Genomic DNA, 12,765 nt, shown 5'->3' on the forward strand with positions numbered 1-12,765 from the left:
TCCTTATATATTAGATAAACTCTTTACTTCTTAGCGTAGCTGTCTGCTTTGGCTTTTGTACGTTCAATGCGCTTTTGAGTGTCCGGATGTGAAGAGAACATTCTTTGTGCATAGGATGCTTTAGGAGCATCTTTTGCAAGTTCTGCCAATTTACTCAAGGCATTTGCCATTGCATAAGGGTCGATGCCGTTTTTTACACAGAATTCAACACCATAATCATCGGCTTCATTTTCTTGCTTTTGTGAGAATTGTGCACCGGCAAGAGCTTCTGCCATGGCTCCCAGTTCGGAGTCTGTCAGTTTGGCTACTTTGTCGTTGGCTGCACCTGCCGCGTTCTTCACAGCTGAACGTAGGTAGGCATTTTTCATAGCGTCTTTGGAATCTGTGTGAACCACATGACCGATTTCATGACCTACCACTGCCATTACTTCTTCATCCGTCATAACATCCATCAGACCGGCGCAGATACGTACACTACCGTCACCGCAGGCAAAGGCGTTTACGTCTATTACTTCATATACGCCAAAGTTAAGTTTCAGTCCGTCCACTTCTTTGATATGTCCCGTCAGTTTCTCCAACCGTTTGCCGTATTCAGTATCAGGTTTTGTCAATGGATTATGAGTGTCCATCCATGCCATATATTCCTTACTCATATTAGCAATGTCCGCATCAGATAACGTAACGGCTGATACTACATCTTTACCTGCTTGCAAAGCTTTTCCTAAATTAATCTTCTTGCCGAATTGTGCAGAAGCTGTCATTCCCATGCCTAATAATACGAAGGCAATCATAGCGATTTCTCTTTTCATACTCTTTTTCTAGTTTAATGTTCTATGCATAAATTAATACTCAAATGTTATTCCTAATGTGGGGAGCAAAGTCCCGCTCGATTGTTTGAGGCGTTTCATTTTATAGTGTTGGCTGTCGGCAGGAGCTTCCGGATTCTCGATGATGCCGGTGCTCATCAGCACATCCTGCTGTTTCAGTTTGCTGGCCGTGATATTCTGCAAATCAAGATAGAATCCCAGCATGCAATGTTTCAGATAAAATGTCTTGTCAATGCGGAGGTCTACCTGTGCAAAGGCCGGAAGACGTTCCTTATTATATTTCGAATAGTCGTAATATGCTTTGCCTTGTGCATCCCAGGCGGATACCAAAGATGATTTTTCTTCATCGTATGGGGTATAAGGAGCACCGCCGATGCAACTGACTTTCATGCCGACACTCCATTGGTGGGGCAGATTGTAAGTTCCCCGTAAATTGAAAATATATCGGTTGTCCCATGCGGATGCGATGTATTCGCTCTTTTTGTCGTTGCGGTATTCACTTTTAAAGATGGTGAAAGAGGAAGCCAGATTCAGTTTCTTGGCGATCAGCCATTTTACCAGAATCTCCGCGCCATACGAACGTCCTTGAGCGGTAGAAGTCAGCAACTCATTGCCAATCACTCCATAGTCATTTCCTTTGCAGGTAAGAGGAATCCCGTCTACAACGGAGAGCGGAATTTTGTCATAGTCTTTATAGAATCCTTCGACGGAGACTTCGAACGTATCTCCTTTGCGCCAACTAATGCCCAGACTTTCTTGGCTGACTTTCATATAGCGCAGATTGTATTTGTTGACATACATTCCGTTATTATCTTTAAAACCGAGTGCCGTGTAAGGAGGCAACTGATAATAAAGTCCTGCATTTCCGCTTACGAACCAGTGCTCGGCAAGTTGGTAGGAAAGCGATATGCGGGGAGAAAGCTGGTCGGAGAGTGACTTCATGGCCGACGAATAATTGTTGGCATCAGCTCTCAATCCCAAGGAAGCTGTGAAACGTTCGTCCATCGAAGAGTAGCTGATAGTGCCGAAAAGTCCCCAACGCATCATTCCCAAATAGGTATGGTAATCAAACGTTTGTGCCTGATTGGTATATGCCTTTTGAAAGGTGGTATTGGTATATTGACTATAATCCAGATTCACTCCGAGATTGACTTTCCAGTTGCGGAAAGAAGAATTGTTTTCGAAGCGGAACTTCGTTTCCTGTTCGGTAGAACGGAAGCGGAGCATCAGATTCTCCGGAATGCTTTCATCATTCTGCCGGTATTTGGTATTGCGGTTGTTCAGATAACTGTGACTGACTACCACCGATTGCACATGCGGCCCTGCATAGTGACGATATACAGCACCTAAGGTAAACGTTTCCTGCTTGATTTTTGGCAGGTAACTAAGGATATATTCATTGTCCTCGCTATCTGCTTTCGTGTTCAATCGCATATTGTCGATTCCTCCAAGCCCCAATACCGTCAATTCGTTCTGTTCGTTGAACCGGGTTTTCAATTTGAATTGTGCATCGGTGAAAGTCGGCAGGAAAGGCAGGTCGAGCATATCAAACAGGAATTGCAGATAAGATTGACGCACGGATACTAGATACGAGGTCTTTTTTCCAATATGCCCATTGGAGGCCAAAGAGACTTCGGATGCTCCAAGGGTAGCTTTTAGTGAGTTATGCTCCATGTCTCCGTCGCGCAATTTGAAATCAAGCACGGAGCTAAGTGCGTTCCCTCTATCAGTGGGAAAAGCACCGGTATAGAAATTTACTTCACGTATCAGGTCGGCATTAAGGATTCCCACCGGACCGCCGGATGCTCCTTGCGTGCTGAAGTGATTGATATTGGGTATTTCCACTCCGTCCAGATAGAAACGGTTTTCAGAAGGAGAACCACCGCGTACAATCAAGTCATTGCGGTAGCCGATAGGAGAGAAGGCAACTCCCGGATAAGACTGAACAATACGCGAAATGTCTCGATTGGCTCCCGGACTCTTTTCTATTTCCTGCAATCCGATGATGCGCAGGCTGACCGGACTTTCCAAGTCGCGCCGGAAAGGAGAAGCGGTGACGGTTACTCCTGCGAGTTCGGTCAGGTTCTCTTCCATTTCTATCGAAATGTTCAGATCTTTGGTAGATAAGATATATTCGGGAGTAGTGACACTCTTGTAGCCGATGGCTGTCGCTTGCAGACGGTAGATGCCGGGAGGCACTTGTTCGATGGTGAAATGACCTTCCGCATTGGTGACACCACCTTTATTCAGCCCAAGAACCATTACGTTAATGAATTCTAATGGCTGACGGCTGTTTTTCTCAATCACCGTTCCCTTTATTTGATGTACAGGTTGTGCCTGTAACAGGGAAAACAGGATGTTAGAAAATAGTAGCAGTGTCAATAGTTTTTTCATGTGATTGCCAATTGTCGGTGCGAAAGTACGAAAAAAGTATTAAATAATGATACCTTCCGTGAATAAAAAAAGAATCACTTCTGATTTGGTTCGTTTTACCTGCTGATAAAGTTAGTCGGGTTTTGTTTCACATTTCATTTTTATATCTTATTTTTGTGGGACATATTAAAACAGATTCCTTATGAAGACTGTAAAATTGATAACTTGTAATGATGCGATGAAGGCACATATCCTTCAGGGAGCATTGGAGAATGAAGGCATCGAGTCTATTCTGCACAATGAGAATTTCTCTACTTTGTATAAAAGTTGCGTAAGTAGTATAGCAGGGGTGGATATATTGGTGGCAGACGAAGACTACGAGAATGCTGTCCAAGTGTTGAAGGATAACGATAGTTGGCCGGAAGAGTTAACGCTTTGTCCGTACTGCGGTTCATCGGACATCCAGTTGGTTTTGAGAAAAGAAAAGCGTTGGCGTGCTATGGGGGCTGCTATCATTTCTGCATTAATGGTCATTCCTCCGGGAGACAACCACTGGAACTATACCTGTAAACAGTGTCATAAAAACTTTGAAATGCCGGTTGCTAAATTTAATCCTGCTGCAGAACCAGAGGAATAATTATATCTAACTATTTATAACACACAATGGAAAAGAAAAAAAATCTATTAATTGCTCTTCTTTTAATTTGGGTAGCTCCCTCTTTTGCTGCCAAAGTAGATACCTTGTTAATTAAAAGTCCTTCCATGAATAAGGAAGTGCAAGTGGTCGTTGTTACGCCGGATGCTGCATCAGGAAAGAAAGCGGTGGCTTGTCCCACCATTTATTTACTGCACGGTTACGGTGGAAATGCTAAAACATGGATTGGCATTAAACCGAATCTTCCCCAAATTGCGGACGAAAAAGGAATCATATTCGTTTGTCCGGACGGAAAGACCAGTTGGTACTGGGATAGTCCGGTCAATCCGTCTTTCCGCTATGAAACTTTTATTTCGTCGGAACTGGTGAAGTATATCGACGAACATTACAAGACGATTGCCGACCGTAAGGGACGCGCCATCACCGGATTGAGTATGGGTGGACACGGAGCGATGTGGAATGCAATCCGTCATAAAGATACGTTTGGTGCCAGTGGAAGTACAAGCGGAGGGATGGATATTCGCCCGTTCCCGAAAAACTGGGACATGGCTAAACAGTTGGGAGAATATGAATCGAATAAGGAGGTATGGGATAATCATACCGTTATCAATCAGATTGATAAGATAGAGAATGGCGATTTGGCTATCATTGTCGATTGTGGAGAAGATGATTTCTTCCTGAATGTGAACAAGGATTTGCATAACCGCCTGTTGGAAAGAAAGATCGATCATGATTTTATTACCCGCCCGGGAGCGCATAATGGACAGTATTGGAATAATTCCATTGATTATCAGATTCTGTTCTTTGATAAGTTTTTCAAGAAATAAAACCGGGAATACTTGACTTTGGCTTTTCAATGTTGTATCTTTGGTACAGAATCATAAAATAGATTGAGGTTAAACTACGATAGAAGGAGGGAGCGGAAGCTTTCTCCTTTTTTGTTGTATCCTTGGGAGTCGTGAGCTTTATCCCGGTTTATAAAAGGGATGAAACCAGAGATTAACGTGTTTTATACCGTAGCTTTATAAAAATTAGACGGTGCGTTACGACTCATTAAACGCTGCATTAGGAGAAGTTAGAGCCTTTGTTAGGTAAAATCAGAGCCTTTGTTTCGGAATAAACAAAGTTGAGGCATGAAAAGTATCTTTATAGGTTAAGAATCTATAATTCTGCTCTTGACAGAAATAGAGTGATTATGCTACTTTAAAAGAGAATTCGATGTCCGAATGAAAGATTATTCGAAAGAAATCGAAATGTTGCGTGTGTATGGATAATAGCTGGCCTGTCCTCCGGCATAGGTCGTCTGACAAATCATCCTGGATGGATTTCCTTTTTTATCAAACCCATACGAATAGACTGTCTTTTCGTCGTTACTTCCTGCAGGACAACTGTGCATGGTGAAATGGCGCGGATCCTTACCCAATAACCCTGCGTAAAGAGCTTCAATATGGAATGTCAGAGGGTGTATTTCCAATAAACCGAGGCAGGGCAAATGATATGTCGAACTTTCTTCTCCCGGTTCATAAATGAACTTGTTTTCAAGGCCGTTCATCTTGGAACTGATAGAGGTTATATCTCCGTTCTCGTATGTAAGTGATGTTGATGAATATTCTGTATCGTCAATATTCTCGACAATTCCGGTTAAGTATCCTTCTGCAGAGTAAGAAAATTGATAAATACGATTTTGTGAAGACAAACTGTATACACATTGACTGGCATAGCCTTCGCTATTTAATGTATATACTAAAGTGAGATAGTCAGTGGTAACTGTTACCTGATTATCAGAGTAGCTCAAGTTTACTTCGTTACTGATTTCTTCTTCGAAATAACGTTGTTTTATAATATGTTGAATCAGGCGCTCGCCATCGAACATAAACTTCTCTGTTCTATCTACAGGATTTGAATCGCTCTTGACGGTTTCATTGAAAATCATAGCCCATTGCCCTTTATCCTCTACTGTGCCCTTTTCGTCATCATCCGAACAACTGAATGTCAGTATTGCCAGCAATAAAATAGCTATTTTTTTCATCCTTTCTTATTTTAATCGTAATCCGTTACTACTAAAACGTCTACTTGCCGGACTTATTACGCTTTTCTCTATCTTGAATTGCGCTTTTGTCGTCTCTTCGGTTTCCTCGTCCTTTGGTGGATAAGTTTTGTTCAATACCCCGAGAGCTACACTCAACAAAGTCTCTTTTTCATCACCGAAAGGTAGGAAAGTTAAGTAATCGGTTGAAGCATTGACTGCGTATGTCGGTTTGAATCCACCATAAGTGTCATGTTCTGAATTATAGATAGTGCATACAGCCGGATTGATAGACCACAAAAATTCTTCATTGATAAATTGTTCCGTAGCTACATTTTGTCCTTTGGTTGAACTGCCGATAGCTATTAACTGTTGGATTTTTCCGTTCAGGCTATGCATCAACATTTCCGGAGCTCCTGCCGTTTCTCCACTAATCAAAACGATAAGAGTCGTTAAATCCAGGTTCTTGCCACCGGAGGTGCCTAATAAATCAGAATTAAAGATCAGAGTTGCATCTTTTGCCGTATTCTTATCATTATATTCCAAGAATGCCATTGTTTGGTCAAGGTAAAAAGAAGACACAAGAATAGTGCTTAATAGTTGCGTACAATCAATGCTTCCTCCTTTGTTATATCGTAGGTCGAGTATCACTTGATGGATATTCTTTTGGGCAAGCTCATCCGACCATTCACGTAATTCGGTGTTGTATTTTTCCGGATTGTCTTTAGTACCTGCTGTAAAGCTGTTGTACATTAGGTAACCGACTTCACTTCCATCAGTCAACGTTAATATTTTCTTGCAGTGAATAGGGTTGTCTACCAATGATACAGCTGCTCCCATTTCTACAGGGTCGCCTACCGGTACAACTCGGTAAATATCTTCTTCCTCCTCGCCTTCTACTGGCGGCTCTGTAGGTGGTACTTTTTGATATTTTCCCAAAGTTATTTCCAAAGGTCCTGTGCCTTGCAGTAGTTGGGCCTCATATTTTTTGCTGATATACGATGTATCTACTTTTACAATCCAGTCGCCTCGCTTTAGTACGGCAGCAGCTGGTGAACCAGGAATTACATAAGTAATCAATGCGTTGTAGGCAGTATCGATGTCCGGGTTGCGAACCAGTGAATAGTCGAATCCATAAGTAGGCAGCGGAGCCTCCATCACAGAATCTACAAACGAGTAGCTGTCTTTTTTTGATTTCACTTTAGATAAGAACGAGGCAGGTTCCAGAAACAGATTCACATCATCGTAGGAAGGTAGATCTTGATACCACAGATAGTTCTGTTGCATGATGTCGTACATCCATGTATCCAGTGCAGTTTGATGGGCATACTCCGGCCAGCGGTCGACACCACAGGAGAAGAAACCACTGATAGATACGAGGATCAGGGCAGGTATGAGGATTATCTTTCTTAATTTCGTCATCATAAAAAGCTTTTTACTGTGCAAATGTAGGAAATACTTTGCTTATCTACCACATTTATGGTATAAAAATGCCTTCAATGTGTGATTGGGTGTTAGAGAATCTTGCCTTATCTTTGTAACATCAAAGTTTTCGATAGGTATTAGCTAAAATATAGAAAGTTATTAATAGACGGATTTTTATTCATGGAGATAGCTGCATTATTATCAGGAGGTGTCGACAGTTCGGTTGTCGTACATCTCCTTTGTGAGCAAGGATATAAGCCTACTCTTTTTTACATTAAGATAGGTATGGATGGAGCGGAATATATGGACTGTTCGGCAGAGGAGGATATTGAATTATCTACTGCAACGGCACGTAAATACGGTCTGTCTTTGGAAGTGGTGGACCTGCATCAGGAGTATTGGGAGAATGTGGCGGCGTATGCCATTGATAAAATTCGGCAGGGATTGACACCGAATCCGGACGTGATGTGTAATAAGCTTATCAAATTCGGCTGCTTTGAACAGCGTGTCGGGAAAGATTTCGACTTTACAGCAACCGGTCACTATGCCACCACCTTACAACGTGATGGTAAAACATGGCTGGGCACGGCAAAAGATCCCGTGAAAGATCAGACAGACTTTCTCGCCCAGATTGATTACCTGCAAGTTTCCAAACTCATGTTTCCCATTGGAGGGTTGATGAAGCAGGAGGTACGTGAGATTGCAAACCGTGCCGGATTGCCTAGTGCCAAAAGGAAAGACAGTCAGGGGATTTGTTTTCTTGGAAAGATAAACTACAATGATTTCGTTCGTCGTTTTTTAGGAGAAAAGGAAGGGGCGATTGTTGAACTGGAAACCGGAAAGAAAGTGGGTACACATCGCGGTTATTGGTTCCACACAATTGGTCAGCGGAAAGGGCTCGGATTGAGTGGTGGTCCCTGGTTTGTAGTTAAGAAGGATATTGAGGAAAATACTATCTACGTATCTCGTGGCTACGGTGTAGAGACACAATATGGTAATGAATTCAGGATGCATGATTTCCATTTCATTACTGATAATCCTTGGAAAGGTCAGGAGAAGGAGGTAGACATTACTTTCAAGATTCGTCACACTCCCGAATTTACAAAAGGAAAACTGATACAGGAAGGGGAGAAGCAGTTTCACATCTTGTCGTCCGAAAAGTTGCAAGGCATTGCTCCGGGACAGTTTGGGGTGATTTATGATGAAGAAGTAAAAGTTTGTGTGGGGAGCGGTGAAATCATCTGTTAAATAGTTTATTTTGATTGGTGAAGATTGGATTATCAGGAGATTTTTCACTACTTTTGTTTCGTAGAATATAAATAAAGGAGGATTGCTTATGACAACGATGGAATTGAAAAGTCTGAAAATGGACTTGGTGGAGGAACTCCTGAGTTTGAATGACAAAGAGATGCTCAATCGAGTGAAGAACTATTTGAAACGACTGAAAAAAATGGAAGCTGAAAAAGAAGAGGAAGAAATCACGAAAGAAGAAGTTCTAGCAGGGATTGACGCCGGACTGAAAGAGGTAAAACTTTCAATGGAAGGTAAGTTGGAGGTAAAGACTGCAAGAGAGTTCATTAATGAATTATGAAATTATAGTTAAGCCGACATTTCAGCGGGAGGCTAAAAGGTTGGCGAAACACTATTCCTCTTTTAAGGAGGATTTTGTTTCATTGATTGATGATTTAGAACAGAATCCTCTGCTAGGAACGGACTTGGGACATGGACTGCGCAAAGTTCGTATGAAAATAACTTCAAAAGGAAAAGGTAAAAGTGGAGGAGCAAGGGTTATAACATTTACTTTAGTCGTTTCTCAACAAGATGCAGTTTTGAATCTTCTTTATATTTATGATAAAGCAGATAGAGCGTCTATATCAGAAAAGGAAATAGAACAACTTCTGAAACAGAATGGATTGAAATAGAATAGAGAAAGGCACTGTTCACTAGTTTGTGCTAATAGGATGTGTAGGGTAATTCTTATAAGGCGGCATCTCAGATATAGTATTCCGCTAAATCCACAATCCCAGCCCTCATCGCATATTTAGTAGCTTCATGTACATTATTTACTCCCAATTTGCGAAAGATATTCTTACGATGACTGTTTATCGTATGGAAACTAAGATTTTTCTCTGCTGCAATCTCTTTCGTCGTTTTTCCCAATGCAATTTCTTTTAGGATATTCTTCTCCGTTTGTGTCAATAGATGATCGTCTACGCTTGAGGCAGCCAGCGGAGAAGAAGCGCCCGAAAGCAACAGATTGCTGACATGATTGCAAATATACCGTTGTTTGCGGGTGGCACATTGAATGGCAGTCATGATTTCTTCTTTTGAATTATCTTTCATCACTACCCCGAAAGCCATACTGCTGAACAGTACCTGGCGGAGAAAGTTCAGGCTAAGTTCGTCAGAGAATAGAATCCAGTCGGCTTCCTTGAATCTTTCCTGCAAGACAATCAATTCATCCGCCCCGGCAAAATTGAACAGTGTATAATCCAATACAATCACCGCTTGCGGATGCAATCGTAGCTGCTGAATCAGTTCAGCCTTGTTATCAGCTTCTAAAAGGAGGGACACTTCCTTTTGTTTACTTAGCAGGAACATCATTCCTGCCTTACTGATATCCTGATTGTCTGCGATGATAAATTCTCTCATAAGCAACGATGAATAAAAAAACTCCGCTACAAATGTACGCATTTTGCGCGATTTGTAGCGGAGTTATGATAAGATTCTTGTATCCGGATTACCAGGAACGTCCTTTGAAGATATTTGACTGGTCAAGCGGAACGATATTTCCGTTCAATGTCAGGTTATTGTTGCTGAAGTTCGGGCTGATGCTAACTGAAGCAGTATTGTTTCCGCTGCTCATATTGATAAATACTTGAGCGGAGATGCCGATACCCTGAACGCTGAATGAGCAGTTCACATTTCCTTTTTTGTCGATATTCATCTTCATATCCGAAGAATTACCATCTACTGTAACACCACCGATTCCGTTAGGACCTGGGTAAGGAGTGTTGAAAGCTGTCTGTACGGTAGCTCTGTTGCCGTTCATCAAGACGAAGTTGGTGTTTGAAGTAACAAAAGCACTCATACCGTTGCGGAAGACAACTTGATTAGCTTCCAATACAAATTGCTTGTTCTTCAAAGCCTGTACAGCTTGTTGATAGGCTGCCATGTCCTGCACCTCTTCTTCGGCACGGAGTTTTGCTCTTTCTGCATCTCTTTGAGCTTTTCTTTCTGCGCGGCGTGCTGCTGCGTTACTTTCTTGTGCATACATCATTGTGCTTGCACTTACTAATACTAATGCTACTAATGCAATAAACTTTTTCATAACTTTTTTTTGTTTAGGTTTAATACGTTGTTCGTTTATTGCAAAAACAAAGTGTATGCCAGATTGTTCACGAACGTCTTGCAATTTTATATCCGATGGCTGCCACAGTGATACTCATTAAGGGGCTGATAATGTTGAAAAAACAATAAGGTAGATAGACAAGTGTGGGTACACTCAAGATAGTAGCTTGTGTCATTCCGCAACTATTCCACGGAATCAATACAGATGTAACGGTTACTGCATCTTCCGTCGTACGGCTTAGTAAGCAACTTTCATACCCTTTCTTGGCATAAATATCACGAAACATATTTCCCGTCAGAATGATACTGATGTATTGGTCGGCAGTTGTCAGATTAAGAAACAGGCCGGAGCAGACTGTCGCTCCAACCACGCTGACTGTTTTCTTCATGAAGCGGACGAAGATGGAAGTGATACTTCCCAGCATACCGCTTGCTGTCATTGCCCCGCCAAAACACATGGCGCACAGAATCAGCCAAATCGTATTCATCATTCCCGCCATACCACGTGTGGCGATTAAATCTGTCAGAACGGCATTGTCTGTATGTAAATTTGTCGCTCCATAGACGGTCATCATCAGTCCTTTGAACAAAGAATCGAATCCGGAAACGGCAACTCCGGAAATCTCTTGCAACAACTCCGGCTGAAATATCAAAGCAAAGACACCAGCCTGCAGAGTGGATAGGAACAGCGTAACGATAGAGGGTACTTTCCGTGCTATCAGTATTCCGGTTACAACAGGGACTATTAACAACCACGGAGTGATATGGAACTTTTCATTCAAAGCGGTTGCCACCTCCGCAATATGTTGTGTATTGCTGGCATCGTGGGAAAGTCCTGCCACTGTGAAAATAATCAGCGTGATGATAAGAGACGGTACCGTAGTAATCATCATATAACGGATGTGACGGAACAGGGGAGTGTCTGTGATGGAAGACGCCAGGATAGTGGTTTCGGATAAAGGAGATATTTTATCCCCGAAGTATGCCCCCGAAATGATAGCTCCGGCAATCCATCCATCTTCAAAGCCTTGCGCCTTTCCGATACCCATCAATGCAATACCGATAGTGGCAATAGTGGTCCACGAACTTCCGGTCATTACAGAAATCAACGCGCAGATGATGCAGGTCGATGCCAGGAAGAAACTGGGATGGATAATTTGCATCCCGTAATAGATTAAGGTCGGCACTACTCCGCTAATCATCCAAATGCCACTCAACGCACCGATTATCAACAGAATGATGATGGCTGTTGCCACTCCGGCAATATTGTTGGTGATGGCGAGCTCGTAATCTTTCCAGGGAATCTTATAAAACGCCATACCAATCAGGATACAAATGGCTGTAGTGGTAAGCAATGACACTTGACTTCCGCCGCTTAGGGCATCACTGCCAAAGGTACGGATAGTGGCAAACAATAATAACACCAGTACAACAATCGGTATCAACGATATGAGGGGAGAGGGGGCTTTCTTCATCTTGATTCTTATAACCTTTTATTTATTTTCCGGCTACTGTTTGTTGATAGCCGCGCAAAGATACAACAAAAAAGAATGAAATCTTTTGCTTCAAAACATCAGGTAATAAAAATTATTAGATGTTTATATTTGATTGGAATATGTAGGAGACGGCTCAACTGGCAAAAGTCTTGCGCCTGATCCACCAGTAACGGATGAAAAGCACCCCTGTCAGGATGAGGGCGATGGATAATCCGGTATAGAAAACAGAAATGAACGTTTCGGGCAGGAGGTGGAAGCTACGGATGGTGATTCCCAGGGAAATCATGAATATCATTGTAATCCAGCTTTTCACATCGAAAAAGGAGAACGGACAATTCCGGCGTTCTTTCTTTTGCTCGATTCGCTGGGTATGTTTATAGTAGAGCCTTCTGAAAACCAATACGAAGAATAATAAGAAAACCACGGTGGCTTCTCCTATTTTGAACATCCAATCTTGGGAAGTGTTTAACCAGGTCACAATTCCTATTCGCAGAATATTGGCACCGGCTATAATCCAGACGGCACCGGCTGTGATAAGTAAGATTTGTCTGTTAACTCCGTATTTCATTGGCGTTTTTTTTATAATAAACGGTTTGAGTGTTCGTTTTGTTG

The 12,765-nt window shown here is 42.2% G+C and carries 13 protein-coding genes; 5 read left to right on the forward strand and 8 right to left on the reverse strand.

The window, feature by feature from the left end; all coding sequences use genetic code 11:
* Positions 1-23: 23 nt before the first annotated feature.
* Both INE92_RS03000 and INE92_RS03005 read right to left on the reverse strand, forming a co-directional pair.
* On the reverse strand, positions 24-809 hold the full coding sequence (locus INE92_RS03000; RefSeq protein WP_004296962.1) for a M48 family metallopeptidase: 786 nt from the start codon (positions 807-809) through the stop codon (positions 24-26).
* A gap of 33 nt (positions 810-842) precedes the next feature.
* The gene (locus INE92_RS03005) at positions 843-3,221 is read right to left on the reverse strand and encodes a TonB-dependent receptor (RefSeq protein ID WP_008643231.1); all 2,379 of its coding nucleotides are present in this window, start codon (positions 3,219-3,221) and stop codon (positions 843-845) included.
* A gap of 181 nt (positions 3,222-3,402) precedes the next feature.
* Between INE92_RS03005 and INE92_RS03010 the strand changes: the two genes are divergently transcribed.
* On the forward strand, positions 3,403-3,837 hold the full coding sequence (locus INE92_RS03010; protein WP_004316013.1) for a putative signal transducing protein: 435 nt from the start codon (positions 3,403-3,405) through the stop codon (positions 3,835-3,837).
* A gap of 26 nt (positions 3,838-3,863) precedes the next feature.
* Positions 3,864-4,682 (forward strand): alpha/beta hydrolase, encoded by an 819-nt coding sequence (locus tag INE92_RS03015; RefSeq protein ID WP_004316012.1) that lies wholly within the window; start codon positions 3,864-3,866, stop codon positions 4,680-4,682.
* 407 nt (positions 4,683-5,089) lie between these two features.
* Here INE92_RS03015 and INE92_RS03020 read toward each other — a convergent pair whose 3' ends face one another.
* Positions 5,090-5,884 (reverse strand): DUF4595 domain-containing protein, encoded by a 795-nt coding sequence (locus INE92_RS03020; RefSeq protein ID WP_004316011.1) that lies wholly within the window; start codon positions 5,882-5,884, stop codon positions 5,090-5,092.
* 6 nt (positions 5,885-5,890) lie between these two features.
* Entirely contained in the window at positions 5,891-7,306 is a 1,416-nt protein-coding gene (locus INE92_RS03025; protein ID WP_151927095.1) for a S41 family peptidase, read from the reverse strand.
* A gap of 180 nt (positions 7,307-7,486) precedes the next feature.
* Between INE92_RS03025 and mnmA the strand changes: the two genes are divergently transcribed.
* The 3 genes from mnmA (at position 7,487) to INE92_RS03040 (ending at position 9,228) form a co-directional block, all read left to right on the forward strand.
* Positions 7,487-8,554 carry a tRNA 2-thiouridine(34) synthase MnmA gene (mnmA, locus tag INE92_RS03030; protein ID WP_008643240.1) on the forward strand — a complete coding sequence of 356 codons (1,068 nt, stop codon included), beginning with the start codon at positions 7,487-7,489 and terminating at the stop codon, positions 8,552-8,554.
* A gap of 88 nt (positions 8,555-8,642) precedes the next feature.
* Positions 8,643-8,897, forward strand: coding sequence for a hypothetical protein (locus INE92_RS03035; RefSeq protein ID WP_004316007.1), 255 nt, complete (start codon positions 8,643-8,645; stop codon positions 8,895-8,897).
* Positions 8,887-9,228 (forward strand): type II toxin-antitoxin system RelE/ParE family toxin, encoded by a 342-nt coding sequence (locus INE92_RS03040; RefSeq protein ID WP_008643242.1) that lies wholly within the window; start codon positions 8,887-8,889, stop codon positions 9,226-9,228. The genes INE92_RS03035 and INE92_RS03040 overlap by 11 nt, the downstream gene beginning before the upstream one ends.
* Positions 9,229-9,298: 70 nt before the next feature.
* Here the strand turns inward: INE92_RS03040 and INE92_RS03045 are convergent, their stop codons facing one another.
* The 4 genes from INE92_RS03045 to INE92_RS03060 all read right to left on the reverse strand — a co-directional run bounded on the left by INE92_RS03045 (position 9,299) and on the right by INE92_RS03060 (position 12,721).
* On the reverse strand, positions 9,299-9,958 hold the full coding sequence (locus INE92_RS03045; protein ID WP_008770885.1) for a LuxR C-terminal-related transcriptional regulator: 660 nt from the start codon (positions 9,956-9,958) through the stop codon (positions 9,299-9,301).
* Between the two features lie 88 nt (positions 9,959-10,046).
* A complete protein-coding gene (locus INE92_RS03050) occupies positions 10,047-10,637 on the reverse strand; it encodes a DUF4251 domain-containing protein (protein WP_004305931.1) in 591 nt (196 codons plus the stop codon).
* A gap of 67 nt (positions 10,638-10,704) precedes the next feature.
* Positions 10,705-12,132 (reverse strand): Na+/H+ antiporter NhaC, encoded by a 1,428-nt coding sequence (gene nhaC / locus INE92_RS03055; RefSeq protein WP_015532794.1) that lies wholly within the window; start codon positions 12,130-12,132, stop codon positions 10,705-10,707.
* A 154-nt stretch (positions 12,133-12,286) separates the two neighbouring features.
* Positions 12,287-12,721, reverse strand: coding sequence for a hypothetical protein (locus tag INE92_RS03060; RefSeq protein ID WP_008018526.1), 435 nt, complete (start codon positions 12,719-12,721; stop codon positions 12,287-12,289).
* Positions 12,722-12,765: the final 44 nt, after the last annotated feature.

This window comes from Bacteroides xylanisolvens, from assembly GCF_018289135.1.
GTDB classification, from domain to species: domain Bacteria; phylum Bacteroidota; class Bacteroidia; order Bacteroidales; family Bacteroidaceae; genus Bacteroides; species Bacteroides xylanisolvens.